This window comes from Thalassolituus sp. ST750PaO-4 (genome assembly GCF_020320405.1).
Taxonomy (GTDB): Bacteria; Pseudomonadota; Gammaproteobacteria; order Pseudomonadales; family Oceanobacteraceae; genus Venatoribacter; species Venatoribacter alkanivorans.
In genome coordinates this window covers 276,426-295,789 of the sequence record NZ_JABVCB010000001.1, presented here as the reverse complement: position 1 = coordinate 295,789, position 19,364 = coordinate 276,426, and the positions used below count along the sequence as shown (strand labels likewise).

Below are 19,364 nucleotides of genomic sequence, written 5' to 3'. Positions count from 1 at the left end.
ACCCGTTAGGCCACACTCTCAGCGCCTTGCCTGAGAAATTTTTAGCCGATAACAGGTCTGTTTAATTAGTGTCGACAGGCCCTAGGAATAAAGATGAAATTCTTTCAGCCCCGAAAGAATGGCAGAAGGGCGGATGCCAAATATTTTTTTGTAAGAATTACTCAGGTGAGCGCTGTCACTGAAGCCGCTGTTCAGTGCCGAGTGGGTAATGTTACGGGTGTTATGCACATCGCGCATAAAAATAGCCAGCCTTGACCACAGGCTGAAATGCCGGAACGAAATACCGGTATGTTGTTTAAATAAATGGTTCAGACGCGAATTCGATAAGCCAATCCGGGCGGATAATTCATCCTGTCGCCAGGGGTATTCATCTTTTTGTTGCATCAGTTGAATACATGACGCCACTCTGCGGTCGTAGCTGTTAATGTCTGCCTTCAGGGAATAGCGGATAAGTGCCGCTAAATCAGCATTTAATGCCCGTTGTTCAAACCCTTTGCGACACTGATCCAGGTTGGCAATATCAAAAACAGCGGCATCATTACGTAAAAAATTTGCGCGTAATGTTCTTCCCTGCAGTGAATTGACCTCAAAATACAGCGTGGCCATATCCTCACTTTGGCAGTCAACAATATGAGCAGTACCTGCATCGATCAAAGCGCTGCGGCAGCGAACCATCGTCTGGCCACGGAGCTGAACATTAAAATGTCCTGACAGTCCCAGCAGTAATACCAGAGCGCCATGCCGGTGCTCTGTTGTTAAACCGAAATTACCGAGATACACCGCCTGTTGCGGGCGTATGTGCAGAATGCTGTTCATCGTTAGCGTAGCCTAAACTTACAAGTTATAAACGCCGGGCGCTGTTAAGCTTCAACGCATTGTGCTGCATAAAGTAACACAAAAAATAATAACAGGAACCGGGAGTCTTGATAGTGAACATTGCCCCCCAAATACGTGTTGCTGCTTTGCAGACCGATACCCGTATCGGTGATACCCAGCGCAATCTGGCACATTGTGAAGAGCTGGTTGCGGAAGCCTGCAGGGACGGAGCCGAATGGATTGCGTTGCCGGAATTTTTTAATACCGGCATTGCCTGGGACCCTGCTCTGGCCGCCGCGATTGAAGATGAAAATGGCCCGGCTGCACATTTTTTACAACGCCTGTCAGCTCAGCACGGTGTTGTACTGGGTGGATCATTTCTTTGTCGTCTGGCGGATGGTCATGTGCGTAACCGTTACCTGTGTTTTAACCGGGGAGAGCGGCTTGGTTACCACGACAAGGATTACCCCACGATGTGGGAAAACGCCTTCTATGAAGGCGGCGCAGAAACGGACAACGGTGAGCTGGGCCAAATCAGCGGCGTCCGTGTTGGCGCTGCTGTGTGTTGGGAATTTATGCGCACAGCAACTGCACGGCGTTTACGCACCAGGGTAGACGTTATTATGGGCGGCTCGCACTGGTGGAGTATTCCGCAAAACTGGCCGTTATTGTATGCCTGGCTTGAGTCCGGCAACCGCAAGAATGCTTTGCAAGCTGTACAGGATACGGCGCGTTTGGTGGGAGCGCCGGTTATTCACGCGTCACACTGTAATACCTTCCGTTGCCGTATGCCCGGGTTACCACTCTCTTATCACGGCCATCTGGAAGGGCAGGCCGCCGTTATTGATGCTCAGGGCAATGTCATTGCCAGTCGCAGCTATCAGCAGGGGCCGGGAGTGGTGGTTGCCGATGTCTGTTTACAGGCTCTGACCCCGCCTGATCCGCTTCCTGAACATATCTGGTTACGCTCGCGGGGAGTGGTTCCGGCGTTGTCCTGGCATTTTCATGGCATGTTGGGACGCCGCTGGTATCGGCACAATATTCTGCGCGCGCGCTGCTGACGCTATCTGTTTAATTTGGGTGGAAAATACAATGTCTGAACTGATGATAGGCCGTGCTCAGGCTGTTGACCTGAGTACGGTGTCTGTTTCCTGGCTATTGGTAACGGCCGCACTTGCGTTGCTGATATCACTGGTTGAAGCCTGGATCGCAACGCTGATTGTGTATGTCAAAGTAAAACCGTTGAAGCGTCTGTTTCCGGCACCGCATAACCTGATCCGTTCTCATGTGGATTATACGATTATGACGGCGCTGCTGGGGTTCTGCTATTTTGCGGTAATACAGCTGGCTATTGATTTGCCGGATACGATTATTGTGCTGCTTTGTATCGGGGTTCTGTACAACCCGTTTGGCTTTCTGGTGAAAGCAATCTGGCCGAATGCGGGCCACAGCGATACGTTCTGGGGAAAACTGGGTGTATGCATCGGTTTTCTGCCAGCCAGTATCGGCTTTGGCTATGTCATGATTATGATTCTGCTCAGACTACCGGGCGGATCAATCGGTTGAATTCCGCGCTTTGGCCCAGGGATCAACCTTGGTGCCGGCCGCTGGCTTATCACGTTTTTCTGCGGCTTCAGTGCTTTGGTTGTGTTTGGACGGGCGCTGGCCGGCGTGTGCAGCAGGGCGCTGTTCAGAGCGGGCGGCAGGGCGCCCTGAGGTTTGTTGCCCGGAACGCTGACCCGGGCGTTGACCGGAACGCTGCGGACGTCCGCCACGGCCAAAGGCCGCGGTTTTTTCTGCCTGTTTGGCCCGCATGCGCTCGGCGTCTTCCAGGCTCAGTACGGCAGGTTCGCCCGGAGTCTGGTCGGCCGGAATAATGCGGTCACGGGGTGGCAGAAAAAACTGCTTACCCATTGCCCGCGGCAGGCTTTTAAACTGATACAGATAAAAGGCTTCTACTTTTTCCCGCGCCCAGTCGGTTTTTTTCAGGAATTTTACGCTGGATTCAATGCTGGGTTTGGTTTTAAAGCAGTTGATATTCAGATACGCATGCAGGATTTCAAAGCCATAATGATCAACAAGTTCAATCAGCAGATTTTTTAAACTGACCCCGTGCAGCGGGTTGTTCTGGTAATTGACCTGATCGTTCATGGCGGTATCCGGTAGGAAGAATGAACGCTCTATTGTACGGATTTCAGGCGGGCGATCCTATAGCGGTTTTGTAGTCGGGAGTAATGCTTGCAGAAACAACCTGTCTCCCGCTTTTCTCTTCACAATCAGCGCTGCTAAACTCGTGGTTAATAACGGAGGTTATCGATGACGCTGACTGAATTTCTGAGTGTTGATCCGCTGAGCTGGCCGGCAATTGCCGCCTGTTTACTGTGTGGCTCCATTGTTGGCCTTGAACGCCAGCTGCGGGGCAAGCCAGTGGGCATCCGCACCTCATCGCTGATTGTACTTGGCACCTATGTGTTTATTGCCTTATCTCAGGCGGTCACCACCGATGCGACCGATGCCTCGCGTATTATCGGCCAGGTGGTAACCGGCGTTGGTTTTCTCGGTGCCGGAGTCATGCTGGCCAAAGACGGTATGGTGCTGGGCGTGACCTCGGCGGCGACCATCTGGGCGCTGGCTTCCATCGGTATCTGCGTGGCGGTGGCCAGTCCGCTGGTGGGTATTAAGCTGGCGTTGCTGGTGGTCGCGATTCTGGTCGGCGTCGATATTCTGGAAAGCTATTCCAGCATGCTGACCCGCGGTGTGCATGCCCGCTACAGTGCCTGGCGTCAGCGCCGCTGATTTTTGTGGCTGTCTTTAGCGGCAGCCATTCTCCGACGTCCTTCCTTTTCCTCTCCGCCCTGTGCTACCTTGCGCCGCTTTTTTGCAGCGGGGTTTTTTATGATCTGTGGTTTTGACTATGGCACGTCCAATTGTGCTATCGGTGTGATGACAGATGATCGTGTCAATCTGCTGCCGGTCGACGGCGAGAAAACCTTTATGCCATCGGCGCTCTATGCACTGGCACGCGAATTAATCTGCGAGCAGGTTGGTCTGGGGCTGCCTGCCGGTACGCTGCGTGATGATTTCCTGCTCAGCCGTAAAGTGCCGTTACAGCAGGCACTGCGGGCCCGCCGTGAGCTGGAGTTAAGCAACGATGAACAGGTTATGTTTGTTGGTCATCAGGCCTTTGCTCATTATTTTGCCGATCCGGAAGAGGGCTACTTTGTTAGGTCGCCGAAATCCTTTTTAGGGGCCAGCGGCTTACGGCCGGAATTTGTGCATGTTTTTGAAGATATCGTCACCGCTATGATGCAGACGGTAAAACAGCGTGCTGAGCAGGTTTGCGGAAAAACTCTGACCCATACCGTAATTGGCCGGCCGGTTAATTTTCAGGGCTCACGCATCAGCGATAACAGCGCAGAACAAAGCAACCAGCAGGCGCTGGCTATTTTAACCGCCGCAGCCAAACGCAGTGGTTTTCAGCAGGTTGAATTTTTATACGAACCGATTGCTGCAGGCTTAAGTTTTGAACGCAATCTTGCTGATAATAAAACCGTGCTGGTGGTTGATATCGGTGGTGGTACGTCCGATTGTGCCATGGTGCGCATGGGGCCGGATCACCGCGGGCGCAGCGAGCGCAAAGCGGATTTTCTCGGTCACAGTGGTGAGCGGGTCGGCGGTAACGATCTGGATATTCAGCTGGCGGGTAAACAGCTGATGCCACTGTTCGGCATGACCGCGCCATTAAAAAGCGGCAAGCCCATGCCCACCAAAACCTTTCTCGATGCCGTATGCACCAACGATGTCGGCGCTCTTGGCCGTTTCAGCAGCCTCGAAACCGGACTCTACCTTGAGCAATTGCAGCGTGATTGTTTACAGCCGGAACTCATTGCCCGCTTAATCCACCTGCGTGATAACAAGCAGAATCAGCAACTGGTGCGCAGCGCAGAAAATGCAAAAATTGCCTTATCCGACAGCGATAACACCTGTGTGGCACTGGATTATATTGAAACCGGGCTGAATACCCATATTCAGCGCACAGAGCTTGAACAAGCGATCGAACGTCCGCTGCAACGCATTATGGCGTTAATGCAGGAAGCGGTTGCTCAGGCCGGCGTACAGCCGGATCTTATTTTTGTGACTGGCGGCAGTGCCCGTTCGCCGGTTATCCGTGAGGCCGTTGCCCGGGTGTTTGGCAATATTGCATTACTGGACGGTGATCATTTCGGCAGCGTGGCATCGGGCCTGACGGCGTGGGCGGAGAAAATTTACCGCTGATTTTTCAGCCTGCCGGCTGACCGCCAACTGACCGCCGGTAGGGTATCGCGGCGGTCAGTGTAAGAGGCTTGCCCGGTGTTTCATCCATTCTGGTTACATCTTTCAATCTTTTGGCCAGTATAGCTTGTGTCAGTATTCGCTTATTGTCAGGAATTATTCTGATGAGACCTGTGATATGAGCGCCTTTTGTTTGCCTGAGCACAGGCCCACCTCTTTATTTCTTGCTGCAGTTATGTGTTTGACCACGTTTCTGCTTGCGTCTTTTCCTGTTTATGCTGAAAAAGTGGTGGAAAAAAATCTGACACTGACAGCATTTATTGGTGCCGATTCAACCGCTGTCCGCCTCAGTGATAATTCGGCGGGTGCAGATATTATTGATGGGCTGAAGTTTTACCGTAGCAGTAACAACGATTGTGACAGTGAAAATTATGCTGCCTGCAGTTCCGGGCAGATGGATATTTTCAGCCGTAATGGTAGCAACAGTAATATTATTACCGACACCGCTGCGCAGTTAAATCAGACCGGTTATTACCGTTTCCAGCAAGGCAGTTTTTTCAGTGATCAGATCGGTGTGACGGCCGGAGAACATCTGACCGCAATGCCGGTGCGCTTTGGCCATGCAACGGTGAAGTTTAAAAATAAAATATGGGTTATTGGTGGCCGTACCCGCAGTACTTTTGACAATGATGTCTGGTCATCCAGCGATGGTGTGTCCTGGGTGCTGGAAACCGCCCATGCTGCCTTCAGGGGGCGCGCCGGACATTCGGTTGTCTCTTTTCCCGATCCTGCAACCGGCGAGGAAACATTGTGGCTGACAGCCGGTATGACCTGGGACGGAATTCCTTTTAATGATATCTGGTCGTCAGTGGATGGTGTTAACTGGACTCAGGCTTATCCTACAGACCCGGCCTCGGAACGTTTCCAGCGCCGTGATCAGACCCAGCTGGTTGTTTTTCCTGATCCGGTAACGGGCAAAGATAAACTGTGGCTGATTGGCGGTGGTTTTAATTATTTGCAGGTTGGTGTGCATTTTTTCGGCGTCCTTAACGATGTCTGGTCGTCTGTCGATGGCAGGAACTGGGTCGAAGAAACCAGCAGTGCTGCATTCCCGCCACGATTATCCCATCAGGTGGTTGTTTTTCCTGACCCGGTCACTCATGAAAAGAAACTCTGGTTGATCGGTGGTGGTACGGGTGGGGCCGACAGAATTGACGACTACAGGCATGATATCTGGTCATCAACGGATGGTGTTAACTGGGTTCAGGTAAGAGAGACCAGCCCGTTTTCTCGCAGAACTCATCACCAGACCGCCATTTTTACCGATCCGGTGGACGGTATTGAAAAAATCTGGCTGATGGGTGGTTTCTTTATGGGGACTACTCTGGGCGATATCTGGTCGTCTGCGGATGGAGAAAACTGGCAGAAGCGGCTTGAGCGGGGAGCATTTGTATTTGCCAGCCGTTATGGACTGGAAGTCTTTACGGACCCTCTGACCGGTCAGAAAAGGATGTGGAAAATTGCTGGCAGAACACCAACCAATGGTCCGGAAAAAGATATCTGGGTATCCGACGACGGCGTTAACTGGGCGCAGGCTTACCAGCGACAGCTGACATTATCTCCGACCTTTTATGATATTACGGCTCCGGCAATCAGAAGCGGGAAAGTATCTCCGGCTACCACCTCACTGGTGCAGGGGGGCAATACTACGCTGACCGTTGTACCGGATGCTCATTATCGTATTCAGAATGTGATGGGCTGCGATGGGGAATTAACCGGCAATCTTTATCAGATTAATAATATTGCCGCTGATTGCACGGTCATCGCTCAGATGGCGGCGATTCTTTATACGGTTAATACCCAGTCAGAAGGTCAGGGGGCGTTCACTCCGGCGCAGAAAATTGCACAGGAAGGCAGTAATCTGCAATTAACAGTGACGGCGGAGCCTGGCTACCGGGTTGCCAGTATCGGTGGTTGTGATGGCTCTTTGTATGGGGATGTTTATCGCATTAATAACCTGTCTGCTGACTGTACCGTCAGCGCTGTATTTGAACGTATTACCTATCAGGTCAGCACTATGGTCAGTGCTAACGGCAGTATTACGCCGGTTGATCCGCGGGTGATTGAAGGTGAGGCGCTTGAGCTTACCGTAACCCCTGACGCAGGTTTCCGGCTAAGCCGCATTGAAGGCTGTGGCGGAGAATTAACCGGTAATAATTACCGTATTGCAGCGGTAACGGCAGATTGTTCGGTAACGGCGGTATTTGAACCGATCATGTTCACTGTAACCGCTGTTGTGACGGGTGACGGATTTATCACACCAGAAAGTGTAACCGTTGTCGAAGGTGAGGCTGCTGAACTGACGGTTACCGCAGGAGCGGGTTTTTATTTAAGCCGTATTGAAGGCTGTGGCGGAGAATTAACCGGTAATAATTACCGCATTGCCGTGGTAACTACAGACTGTACAGTAACGGCTGTATTCGAGCCTGTCATGTTCACTGTCACCACCGTAGTGACCGGGCATGGCAGTCTTACACCAGCGAATGTGACGGCTGTTCAGGGCAGTGCTGTCAGTCTGGCTGTTAAGGCTGAACCTGGTTCCCGTTTAAGCAGTATCGTTGGTTGTAACGGAGAGTTAACCGGCAATAACTATAATATTGCTGCACTAACGGCAGACTGTTCGGTAACAGCTGCCTTTGAACCTATTACTTATCAGGTCAGCACACTGATCAGCGGTAACGGCAGTATTACGCCGGCCAATCCGCGGGTGATTGAAGGTGGGGCGCTGGAGCTTACCACTATCCCTGATGCAGGTTTCCAGCTAAGCCGTATTGAAGGCTGTGGCGGAGAATTAACCGGCAGCGTATACCGTATTGCAGCGGTAACGGCAGACTGTTCGGTAACGGCTGTCTTTGAAGCGGTTATGTATACTGTTACCAGTATCGTGACCGGAGGCGGTACGGTAAGCCCTGCGCTGATAACCGTCGCCGGGGGAGCGGATGTCAGTCTCAGTATCAATGCGGATGACGGATATCAGTTAACGACGATCAGCGGCTGTGACGGGGAATTATCCGGTAACAGCTATACGATCAGCACACTGCAGGCAGATTGTTCGGTTGCGGTACATTTCAGCGCGGTGGAACCGGCGGTTATTTTTGTCGCCACGCCGGTGTTTAATATTCCGGCAGGAACTTACTCTGCAGCCCAAACGATCACCATCAACAGTGCCAGCGAGGATGTCAGTATCCGTTATACGCTGGACGGCAGCAGCCCGGATATCAATACCGGCAGTGTGCTGAATAATGGTGGTACAGTGCTGTTGACTGAATCCGCACAGCTTAAAGCAATTGCCGTTGATGCTGAGGGCAATACTTCGGAGCTGTTACAGGCAACGTATCGTATTGAAAAGAACAGTACGGCTGCCGGCAATAACTCATCGGGCAAGAACAGTGGTGGGGCGTTGAGTCTCTTCTGGCTGTTGTCTCTGGCACTGCTTGTGACGCTGACCGACCGGCGCAGGCTGGTATAAAAAAAGCGGGCCTGTAATCAGGCCCGCTTTTTTTACAGTGTGCGGTTATGGTTTGAGTACAGGCTGAATCAGCGTCTGAATATCCTGCCAGTTCACATATTTAAAATTCTGATTTTCTTCCGGCAGAAAGTTACGGCCATCCTGCACAACTAACATGCCCTGCGGATATTCGGCGCCCAGATTGGCTGAGGTAACCGTTAAACCATCGGTTTCTGAGGCACCATCAATGCCTTTTTCAGCGTTAATACCCACGCGGAAGCGGCCAATATATTCATAGGGTGCTTCGGCCTGATAAAGTACATAGCTGTCGTTGCCCTGGCTGGAAACTACCAGATAGGCTTCTTTTTCGGTACGGTAAATATCCATACCTTCAATATCGGCGACCAGAATGTCGGAGGCTGCTGCAACCTGAGTGAGCCTTTCTCCGGCGTCAGCTTCAGCGCCAATAGTCCAGATAGCGACATCTTCCTCACCCAGGAATAACTGCTGCTTTGTATCATCAGCGGCACAGCCTTCCGGTTGGGAATTGACGCGGAATTCACGCACTTTGTTGCCACTCCAGCCATTGGCCGAGTCGGTAATTTCATATTGCTCAAAGCGTCCGTCTTCGTCGTTAATAAAAACAAAAAACTGTTCTTTAAGGTTTTTGTACATGCACAGGCCGTAGACATTATCCAGAGTGGTGATAATTTCAGTGGTGGCACTGACATGTCCGCTTAACGGATCAATATGAAATAACGCAATGGCCTGGCGGTCACGCTGGCTGGCTGCGGCAATATCCGCTGGCTGGTTTTTAAAGGTAAAACCCTGGCGCACATCGACATTATTAACCCGCCCGGCCTGCAGTTCCTGCAGCTCCTGACCATTAAGATCATAAACATAAAGACCGAATTTTTTATTGGTGCCTAAAATGCGGCTGTTTTCCGGTGTGTGAGTATTTACCCAGATAGCCGGATCGTCGGCAGCATCACCGGTTTTCCGTACCGGTGTTGTTTCTGTATGGGCAGCAATTTCCGGGATATTTTCCTGATTACGTGCCTGTTGTGGCAGGTGAATATTGCTGCTGAATAACTGGCTGCTGTTATCATCCAGAATAATCAGGCGGGTTGTACCATCGCTGTTAATGGCGGTACGCAGGCTGTCAGCGGCTATTGACTGGTCAAGAATAACTGCGCGGCCTGCGCCCGTTGCCTGCGTGCTGCCGGCCTGTGGTAAAGGATAGTGGTGCAGAATATTGTGACCCAGCTCGGCGATAAACAGTTGTCCCTGGCTGATGGCTAACGGACCGCTGTTGCTGTGCAGTTGGCCCCACGGCTGTACCAGATCAACGGCCTGACGGCTGACTTCACTTTCGGCGCGGGCGTTATAGGCCCAGACGCCAACATTTTCTTCGCTGACAAACAGCTGACCGCTGACATCATCGGCTACACAATATTCACTGTTGGGAGGCAACGGGAAGCGGCGGATTTCCTGCTGAATTAACACCTTACCGTCGCTTTTAATTAACAGCTGGTGCGCCATCTGTTGCTCGTCGAGTACAAATAACTGCAGTGGCGATCCGGCTGGTTGATACAGGCAGATACCTTCAATCGGGTAGGTCAGCGCCTGGCCAAAGGCCAGATCGGTAATACGCTGGTTGTTAATGCGATAGCTGACCGGGCGGTTATTTTCTTTATCGATACTGACAAACAGCATGCCTTGCTGATCACGGCGCTGATCAATAAATTCAGCCTGAATGTCTTTTTTATCCAATAGGGTAAAGTGGCTGTCCTGTAATTGGATACCGTTATCCGCTCCGGTACTGAGCCAGAATTTTTGTGTGGTATCTCCTGCGCTGCTGATCAGAATAGCCTGCTCGGCGCTTACCGGCAGAAGGCTTGCCGCCAGCGTTGCAGAAGGCAGGCGGGGCTGATGACCTGTGTTCTCAGACAGGTCGTTACTGGCACAGGCGGCGAGCAGCAACGACAGGGTGGCAGTGCTCAAGGCGCGGTTAAGGTTACGGATAGTCATAAATTAAGTCTTTCTCTTTATATCGTTGTGCATCGGTGTGAACGGCAGGTTGGTATGAATCAGCAGATTAAAAAACCGGACCCATAACAGGCCCGGCTGGCTTCTGATCATCAGAAACTGGTGTAGCTGATACCTACACGGTAGGTCGGACCGTAGTCTTCATACTGTGCGTTGTAGCGTTCTTTATTGACGTAGGCGTAATACGGTTCATCGGTAATATTGGCGACTTCAAAACTGAGTTTCAGTTGTTCGGTCATTTTGTAAGAGGCATTAAAATCGAGCTGGGTCTGGGCGCTTTGGTAAACATCACCCTTGCTGTTTTCCAGATTGCCGACTTCGGCCAGATATTCCGATTTATAGTTGGTTGCCAGACGCATGCTCAGGCGCTCATTTTCGTAACCGATAATAAAGTTACCGGTCAGGTCTGATTGATTCGGCAGGCTGATATCACGTTTCAGCAGGGTGCCGCTGTCATAGGCCGATACGGTTGCATCTGAGCGGGTAAAGGTCGTGTTGGCGGCGAGCAATAAGCCATTAAAGGGTGCCGGCAGCATTTCCAGTTTGTGGGAAAATGCCAGTTCCAGACCGTTCAGTGTGGCCTGATCACCGTTGCGGAAGGTAATTACCTCGTCATACGCAGCGTAGCCGGCAGAGCCTGCCAGATCGGTTTCATAAATAAAGTTGTCGATTTTTTTACGGAATACAAAGGCCGACAGAGTACCGGCGCTGCCCATAAAATGTTCGATGCCAAGGTCAAAGTTGGCGGCTTCCAGCGCTTTCAGATCAGGGTTGCCCAGTTCGGCTTCGCTGCCGTCATCGGTAAAGTTCGGGCGTATCTGTTCAAAGGTTGGGCGAACGACGGCATTGGTCCAGGCAGCCCGCACCTGAGTACTGTCGGCCAACTGCCAGCGAGCCTGTACCGATGGCAGCACATGGCTGTAGTCGTTGTCTTTTTTAACGGTGATCAGTTCATCGCTCTGGTTCAGGGCATTGCCGCGTGCGCTGATTTTGGTTTGTTCATAACGTACACCGGCAATTACCCGCAGCTCGTCAGCATCTATACGGCCCATCAGGTAGCCGGCATTGATATCTTCGTCGATGTCGTAATCTTCCAGTACGGAGTCTTCATCATCGAATGCGTCGGCACGATCCAGGGTTGCCATATAGCTGCGCACTTTCGCGCTGGAAATTCCCGGCCCAAAACGTCCCAGGCTGTAATCACGTTCGCCACTGGCGAAACCGCTCATAGAAACAGAACTGTCTTCTGACAGGTCTTTATATTTCCAGGTATCGGCATCCTGAGATTTTTCACGCATTTTGGTTTTGGCACCAAATTTTACCAGTGCAGGATTATCCGCCAGATCGAAATCACGGGTGATATCCAGCTGCGCCATGGTTTGTTTATCTTCGGTATAGCTGCGCGTACGCTCGATTTTATCCAGCTCATATTGTGCCGGATCGTAAAAAGCGGAAGGAGCATTAATACGTGGCTTACGGCTGTTGCTGAAGCTGAGCCCGGTAATATCCGAGGTGCTGACAAAATCGGCGCCGGCGATGGTGTCGGGTTCATCTTCTGAGGCTTTGCTGATGCCGACTTTGTATTCCACGGTCCAGTCACCGATAAAATGATTGGCGCCCAGGGTTGAGGAAACAATTTTCTGCGTTTCTTCACGATCTTTCAGCGAGCGGACGACTTCAGCATCACTGCTTTCGCCCAGACCGATGGCATCGGCAAATTCAATTTCGTTGGCAACCCGCTGTTCGTTATCACTGAACTTGCTGTACAGGTTGTGCATATAAAAGCTGTGATTAACGCCATGTTCGTAATCCAGGTTCAGTGCGGCACCTAAGCGTTCACGCTCGATGCTGTATTCGCGCTGTTCCAGTTCTTCGAGTTTTGCACCACTATCAAAATCCCAGGCGCCACCGGTTTCAACGTTATCTGAGCCGAATTTCCGGTTATCAAAACTCAGTGCAGCAGCAACCCCCAAACGACGGTCGTTACCGAAATCAAAGGTATTGCCACCGGCAACAGAATAAGCCGGGTTGGTTTGTTCGCTTTGCTCGTCATAGCTCAGCTGCGTGGCGGCGGAATAAAATGCCCCTTCACGGTCGAGTGCTGAAATACTGTTAATTTCAACGGCGCCACCAATGGCATTGGCATCCATATCCGGAGTCAGGGTTTTGGTGACCACCAGTGAACTGAGCAGATTCGATGGAATTACATCGAGGGCAACCGAGCGACTGCCGGCTTCCGGCGCCGGAATTTGTGTGCCGTTAACGGTTACGCTGTTTAAATCGGAGCTGATGCCACGGATACGGACAAAACGGCCTTCGCCCTGATCACGTTCGATGGATAAACCCGGCACACGCTGTAAGGCTTCAGCGGCGTTGGCATCCGGTAATTGACCAATGGCATCGGCATTAATAACGCTGATCATATTGTCGGCGTAACGCTGGCGATCAAGGGCGCGCTGCATTTGTGCTGCCTGGCCAATCACCAGAATTTCTTCTACCTCTTGTTGTGCGTTATTCAGCACAATATTGGCCGTCAGGGTTTCGCCATCGCGGATGGTGATGGTGCGGCTGTCGACGGTCTTGCCACCGACCACGGTACTTAACAGGTAATCGCCGGCCGGAACCTGCGGTAACCGGAAGCGTCCGCCTTTGGCGGCCAGTACTTCACGGTTCATGCTGGCATCGCCCGGCATTTCCAGACGGATAACGGCGCCGCTGTATACGGTTTGATTGCGGGTGTCGCTGACCCGGCCTTCGAGGTTGCCATCGGCCTGGGCCAGTGCCGCGCAGCTGAGGGCAATGACCGCCGCCAGTGGCTTAATGCAAAAATTCATGCTCGTCTCCATGTCGTTCTTTATCGATCGTTTTTATATCTGCCCAGGGCCTGTCGACAGATCCTGGCGGGCAGCAGGTGGCGCGACGGTAGAAAGAGCGTATGACGGTTCTGTGACAGCCAATCGGTGATGTGGCATAAAACGACGGTTTTCAGCGGCTTTCAGCCTGATAATGATCCGATTTAACCCTTGTGGCTGATAACGGCAGACGGTGTCAGCTCCGGGTAACAGCCGATCAGGGTTAAGGTTTGCGTTGATGTTTGCAGGATGGCTGAGCCCCGGTCAGAGCGGGCACCGCCGGAATAATCGCAGGTTGTGACAGGCAGAAAACGGCCGGTAAAAACGCAAATAATGCTGCACCGTGCTGAGCTGAATTAACCCCCGGGGTGATTTGTGCCGCATTAACGTCCTTATGCCGGATTGTCATGCGGTTGTCATAAAGCCCTGCTAGTTATGCCAGCCATTATTGATTGGCCGGTATTTTTTTATGTTCAGTACGTTGTTTTTACATCGGCGCAAATTACTGTTGGTTTTTGGTTTAGCGTTGGCATCGGTTGTGGCGTCGGTATTGGTCGGTGATGCCAAACACTGGCGTGAAATTGATTGGCTGGATGTTTTGGGTGAGGGTGGCAGTGCAGTGGCAGTCGCCATCTGGATGCTGTTGATTCTGGGCAGCCGCCCGGCGGGCAGGGTAACGGATCTGTTGACGCTGGGGCTGGGGTTTATTTTTCTGGCGATGTGGCAGGATAACCTGGATGAATTTATCCGTATTCCTGCAGAGCAGTGGTGGGACGCCTGGCTGGAATCGGTTGCCATGCCCGTTGGTATTGCGTTGCTGACGTATGGTTTATTTCACTGGCACAGTGAGCAGCTGTCGATTAATCGTCAACTGGCCAAACGTGAGCGGTTATTCCGCGAACACCGTTTTATCGATGGTCTGACCCAGCTTGGGCGCGCCGATTATTTAAAAGAACAATTACAACAGCATTTAAACAGCACCCGGCCGATGACGCTGATGATGGTTGATATTAACGATTTCAGCAGTGTGAACCGTCGTTTTGGTCATCGTGAAGGGGATCGTCTGGTACGCGAGATTTCTGAACTGCTGTTGCTGAATCTGCGTCAGAGCGATCTTATCTGCCGTTATGCCGGCGACCGCTTTGCTCTGCTGTTACCCGGAACGCAAGGTGAAGCCGCATTGCAACTGGCGCAGGAGCTGGAGCTGGCGGTACAGCATTTTGCGTTTAAACACAGCCAGACGGGAGAAACACTCTATCAACGCATCAGCATAGGCCTGACCGAATGCCGCCCTGGCGATCAGCCTGCTCAGAGTATTGAGCGGGTTAATCAGGCCTTGCTGACGGCGCAGCGTCAGCATGGCTGTTTTCTGGCTGCATGACGATGTATTGTGGTCGCTGGTATGAGCGTGACGAGCGGTTTATCGCCGCTCATCATCAGCCGGCTCTGCTGATTGATCTGTTACTGGCGCGCGATATTTCCAGCCATAAAATACTGCGCGGCAGTGGTCTTTTTTATGATGATATTCTGACCGGCAATCATTACCTTTCCCCCGCACAATTACAGCAGCTCATTATAAACGGGCGGAAATTACTGCCTGAAGAGGATTTAAGTTTTCGCTGGGGTGACAGTTTATGGCCCGGACATTATGGCGTATTCAGTCAGTTGCTGGCCAATGCCCCGGATCTGGCAAGAGCACTGCAGGCACTGGTGGACTTCCGGCATTTTTTATCACCGCTGCTGTCTCCCCGTATTTATCAGGACGAACGTTATTGTTACGTGCAGTGGCTGGATGCCTGCGGCCTGCAGGACGAGCGGCGTTTTATGGTTGAAACAGCAATGACCGGATTAACCGCCATGAGTCGCTGGCTGGCACAGGAGACTTTACCCTGGCGCTATGGTTTCAGCTATGCGCGCCCGGCACAGGACGAGCAGTATCAGGTATATCTGGGGCTGGATCTGCATTTCTCGGTCGGTGTGGATGTGATGATGATTGAAAAACACTGGCTGGAAAAAGCCTGGCCGCGCGGTTCGGCAACGGCTTATCAGGTTGCTTTGCGTGAAGCGCAGCCACTGATTGGCGGGGAAGAGGCCACGAATGGATTTAATGAAGCGGTGTATCATTATTTAACCCGGCAGTTGCGTACACCGCAGAGCTTGCCGGAGGTTGCCCGGGCTTTTGCCATGAGTCCGGCGACTTTTAAACGGAAACTGCAAAAGCACCACTGCCATTTTCAGCAACTGCAGGATCAGGCACGGCTGCATGTGTGCCTGTATTTATTTCACATTAATGGCTGGACCAACGAACAGGTGGCGCATTATCTTAATTTTAATGACACCACCAATTTCCGCCGCGCCTTTAAGCGCTGGTCGGGTCTGACACCGAGCGACAGCAAACAACGATTATTGTTTGCCTAGGGCTGGTGTGGCAGAGACCTCAGCGATTTTCCAGACGGTTATAATCCAGAAGCCCGGCATTCAGCGGATCATTGCGTAAGTACCACTGATGTATCTGATCGCTGTGCGTCCAGAACTGCGGGTCCGTTCGGCGTACGGAAAAACGGTCGGCCAGTTTTTCGTAATCATCTTCATCTGTCAGCCCGCTTACTGCACTGACAAAATCATTCAGGCGGAACGATGAAACACGATAATACGCCGATGGATAGGAGCCGATAATTCCGGGTACCAGGGTCAGATAATCCTCTTGTGGCAGGCGGTTTTCTTCTTCGTAGAGCAGTCCGGTCAGGTTGCTGTGACCGCTGTTGCGAATCAGTGTAAATACCTGACTGTCTCCCTGCATGTTTTCAACCAGCAATAACGATATTTCCGGCATCAGTGTTGCGGCCTGCCCCTGTACCCGGTTAACACGGCTGAGAATATTCAGCTCCTGTGGGGTAATCCGGCGTGCAAGATTGTACTTATCTTCCAGTACCGGCTGCAGGTGCTGGCGCAGTTTTTCATACAACTCGGCCTGTGGGTTCTGGCTGTGATAGGTAATCGCCGGATCGTTGAGGATGTGTTTCTCATAACTGACCAGATGTTGTTTTACACTATCGGATGCATCGCGATACCAGTAGTTTGCCAGGCGTACGCGTTCTTCTTGCGGCAGCAGAGCAAGGAAATTAGATTCTCCTTCCATACGCAGAAAATCCATATATAGACGGGTCATCAGCTGATGACCGATGTTGCCGTAGACATCAAACTCAGCAACCAGCAGATAGTGAATTCGCTCCAGTAATGAGTAGTTAATAACCCAGGCCGTTTTCGGGTGCTGGCCTACCATGCCTTTTACGACAGTCGAGCTGTCAAAATGACGGAAAATTGTTAAGGCTGCATTGGCATTCTGTATCGCACCGGATGAGGATTGTTTTTTCCGGGTGGAAACGCTGTTATTGCCACGCCAGATCAGGTTCAGATCAACGGCATTACCATCGGGAAATTTTTCTGCCAGAGCAACATTCTTGGCATCCAGATATTCATTGTGCAGGCTGGAGTAACGCAGCCAGTTGGTGATAATTCCGGAATTACTTTCTGCCTCTCCGGGTAAACGAAGATGATCACTTTGATCTATCAGAAACTGACTGTAGTCAGGGTCTTTATGCATTTCCGGGTCAACAAAAAATACCCAGAAATGGTCGTCGATGACGTTCAGGGCAACCTGTCCGCGGCACACCGGGCCTTTAATAAATCCGGTGATGATGTATTCGGATTCTTCCAGCATAAAACGGTAACGGGCATTGACCGGTAGCTGAGAAAAAGCAATGAACGGATTGGCTGCGGTTTCCGGTTTATAATCGGGCAGATAATCCACCTTATATTCAGGCTCGATAAACAGAGCCTTAATCCAGTCCATACGTTCGTTATTCAGGCGGTAAGGCATATGGGTTTTTGCAACAACGCTGCTGCTGTCGCGCAGTAGCCGGTAATAAACACGCTTAACCTGCGGGTCATCGTAAGGCCGGCGTGTTGCTACCGGATTGATGGGCAACCCTGGTGGCGTGGACGAACGCACCAGCTTGAAAAAGTATTCCGGCCGGTTAATGGGTTGTTGATTGCGGAATAATGGCTCGGGAGAAAAATACAGGCTGGCCAGAAACAAATGTTCGTAAATATAGCGACTGGTCAGTTGTTGCTTTAAATTGTCCTGATTCAGGAAAGCTTCCCAGTGTTCAACTTCGGCCTGTATCGCATCGGGCAGGGGAAGATCCGCTGCCAGAGCCGCGCCATCTTTCAGCCATTGGGTAAGTTTGGAATATTCATCATTACTGAGTGCCGGTAATGCGTAGGGCATTCCCCACAGTGGATGCTTATCAGCATATTCAGCAAATTCTTCCTGGGTCGGACACTGCTGGCTGCGGTTCAGACCCAGCTCAAAATCATCGTCGTCGAGGAGTTTTTCTGCAGGCAGCGGGTTGTTCGCTTTTAATGTCAGCATCTGATAAAGAACGCTGTTCTGCAGATTAATTTCAGCCGTTTGTGAACGCTCGTTGATAACCGGGAAAAAATCTTTCTTACGCCATTCTTCGGTGGTTCGAGCATCAATGCCGAGGCGGGTGGGTTCACTGGCGAGAATTCGGGTACCATCGTACACCAGAGTCTTATTGGCACCGCGCATAATCCCTTCCGGGGATGACAATTTAAGCTGGCAGGGCGCATCGTAACAGCCATGACAAACCACGCAGCGGTTTTCCAGAATCGGACGTATATCCTGCCGATAATGGCGTGCCTGGCTGCTGTTGGCTTCGGCTCTGCGATCGGTAATAACGGTTTTACCAAAAAGTTCATCAGCGCTCAGGCCAACGCCGACGGTTGCGCAACCGGCAATGAGAAGTGTCAGAAGGCCAGGTTTGAAAAGACGGTAAAGACGGGGAAAACGCTGTCGCAGCAGAGCAGACATAAAGACTCCAGGGCAAAAAACTCTGCTTATTATAGCGGCGCCCGGATAAGCATGACAGCCGGAAGGCGGAGCCTCCGCGGCTGTCAGGTTTTGCTGCAGCTATCAGGCGTAATCGTAAGGGCCGCCTTTTTCCAGTGCTGTCTGGTAGGTTGGTAAAGCGTGAACGCGCTTTACCCAGGCGGCAATGTTCGGATATTCAGATGCCTGGCTACCACGATTAAGAGCGGCTTCCAGAGGGAATATCAGCTGGAAATCGGCACCGGTCATCTGCTCTCCTGCGAACCAGGAGTTACTGCCCAGATGTTGCTCAATATAACGCAGGTTATTCTGCACATTAGGACCAACATAGCTTTGCATGACTTTGTCGGCGATACCGCGGGCAATGGGTTTGATAAAAAATGGCATTGGAGCCGTTTTGATTTTATTAAAAATCAATGACATCACCATCAGTGGCATTAATGATCCTTCGGCATAGTGCAGCCAGTAAAGATATTGCCAGTAGGTGGCGGAGCCTTCTTCAGGCAGAAAGCGTTCTTTGCCATAAGTGCGGATTAAATATTCGATAATCAGCCCGGATTCAGCAATGGTCTGGTCACCGTCGGTAATAACCGGTGATTTACCCAGTGGATGGATGGCTTTCAGGCTGGCGGGCGCCAGTGATGTTTTGGCATCACGTTCGTAATGCTTGATGGTGTAGTCAACGCCCAGCTCTTCCAGTAACCAGATAATACGCTGTGAACGCGAGTTGTTCAGGTGATGCAGTGTGATCATAAATCATTCTCTGGGTTGCAAGATGAAATCAGTGCCTAGGGCCTGTTGACACTAATTAAACAGGCCTGTTATCGGATAAAAATTCTTCAGACAAGGCGCTGAGAGTGTGGCCTAACGGGTTAAGCGAGCGAACAGCAACGCTGGATGAGGGATTTTTAGCCATAACCCTTCGGGCTGAGACCAGTTTTCCCCACTAACT

13 protein-coding genes are annotated in these 19,364 nt (G+C 51.5%); 7 read left to right on the top strand and 6 right to left on the bottom strand.

Features of this window, described 5'->3' with window-relative positions:
- Positions 1-81: 81 nt before the first annotated feature.
- Positions 82-816, bottom strand: coding sequence for a helix-turn-helix transcriptional regulator (locus HUF18_RS01385; RefSeq protein WP_225690871.1), 735 nt, complete (start codon positions 814-816; stop codon positions 82-84).
- Positions 817-929: 113 nt separating this feature from the next.
- On the opposite strand from HUF18_RS01385, the gene HUF18_RS01380 reads away from it, so the two are divergent.
- Positions 930-1,877 carry a carbon-nitrogen hydrolase family protein gene (locus tag HUF18_RS01380; RefSeq protein WP_225690870.1) on the top strand — a complete coding sequence of 316 codons (948 nt, stop codon included), beginning with the start codon at positions 930-932 and terminating at the stop codon, positions 1,875-1,877.
- 31 nt (positions 1,878-1,908) lie between these two features.
- Positions 1,909-2,382, top strand: coding sequence for a hypothetical protein (locus HUF18_RS01375; protein WP_225690869.1), 474 nt, complete (start codon positions 1,909-1,911; stop codon positions 2,380-2,382).
- Here HUF18_RS01375 and HUF18_RS01370 read toward each other — a convergent pair.
- Complete coding sequence (locus HUF18_RS01370; RefSeq protein ID WP_225690868.1) at positions 2,371-2,967, bottom strand: VF530 family protein; 597 nt, start codon at positions 2,965-2,967, stop codon at positions 2,371-2,373. The two genes, HUF18_RS01375 and HUF18_RS01370, sit on opposite strands and share 12 nt — an antisense overlap.
- A gap of 165 nt (positions 2,968-3,132) precedes the next feature.
- Here HUF18_RS01370 and HUF18_RS01365 point away from each other — a divergent pair, with 165 nt between their 5' ends.
- The 3 genes from HUF18_RS01365 to HUF18_RS01355 all read left to right on the top strand — a co-directional run bounded on the left by HUF18_RS01365 (position 3,133) and on the right by HUF18_RS01355 (position 8,617).
- Complete coding sequence (locus HUF18_RS01365; protein ID WP_145470122.1) at positions 3,133-3,612, top strand: MgtC/SapB family protein; 480 nt, start codon at positions 3,133-3,135, stop codon at positions 3,610-3,612.
- Positions 3,613-3,711: 99 nt separating this feature from the next.
- A complete protein-coding gene (gene yegD / locus HUF18_RS01360) occupies positions 3,712-5,091 on the top strand; it encodes a molecular chaperone (RefSeq protein ID WP_225690867.1) in 1,380 nt (459 codons plus the stop codon).
- 238 nt (positions 5,092-5,329) lie between these two features.
- A complete protein-coding gene (locus HUF18_RS01355; protein ID WP_225690866.1) occupies positions 5,330-8,617 on the top strand; it encodes an InlB B-repeat-containing protein in 3,288 nt (1,095 codons plus the stop codon).
- 45 nt (positions 8,618-8,662) lie between these two features.
- Here the strand turns inward: HUF18_RS01355 and HUF18_RS01350 are convergent, their stop codons facing one another.
- A complete protein-coding gene (locus HUF18_RS01350) occupies positions 8,663-10,627 on the bottom strand; it encodes a phytase (protein WP_225690865.1) in 1,965 nt (654 codons plus the stop codon).
- Between the two features lie 110 nt (positions 10,628-10,737).
- Positions 10,738-13,479 (bottom strand): TonB-dependent receptor, encoded by a 2,742-nt coding sequence (locus HUF18_RS01345; RefSeq protein WP_225690864.1) that lies wholly within the window; start codon positions 13,477-13,479, stop codon positions 10,738-10,740.
- A 487-nt stretch (positions 13,480-13,966) separates the two neighbouring features.
- Here HUF18_RS01345 and HUF18_RS01340 point away from each other — a divergent pair, with 487 nt between their 5' ends.
- Both HUF18_RS01340 and HUF18_RS01335 read left to right on the top strand, forming a co-directional pair.
- A complete protein-coding gene (locus tag HUF18_RS01340) occupies positions 13,967-14,878 on the top strand; it encodes a GGDEF domain-containing protein (protein ID WP_145470132.1) in 912 nt (303 codons plus the stop codon).
- Positions 14,875-15,915 carry an AraC family transcriptional regulator gene (locus HUF18_RS01335; protein ID WP_225690863.1) on the top strand — a complete coding sequence of 347 codons (1,041 nt, stop codon included), beginning with the start codon at positions 14,875-14,877 and terminating at the stop codon, positions 15,913-15,915. The genes HUF18_RS01340 and HUF18_RS01335 overlap by 4 nt, the downstream gene beginning before the upstream one ends.
- 19 nt (positions 15,916-15,934) lie before the next feature.
- On the opposite strand, the gene HUF18_RS01330 is transcribed toward HUF18_RS01335, so the two are convergent.
- Both HUF18_RS01330 and HUF18_RS01325 read right to left on the bottom strand, forming a co-directional pair.
- Complete coding sequence (locus HUF18_RS01330; protein ID WP_225690862.1) at positions 15,935-18,394, bottom strand: fatty acid cis/trans isomerase; 2,460 nt, start codon at positions 18,392-18,394, stop codon at positions 15,935-15,937.
- A 102-nt stretch (positions 18,395-18,496) separates the two neighbouring features.
- Positions 18,497-19,165 carry a glutathione S-transferase gene (locus HUF18_RS01325; protein ID WP_145470138.1) on the bottom strand — a complete coding sequence of 223 codons (669 nt, stop codon included), beginning with the start codon at positions 19,163-19,165 and terminating at the stop codon, positions 18,497-18,499.
- Positions 19,166-19,364 lie beyond the last annotated feature (199 nt).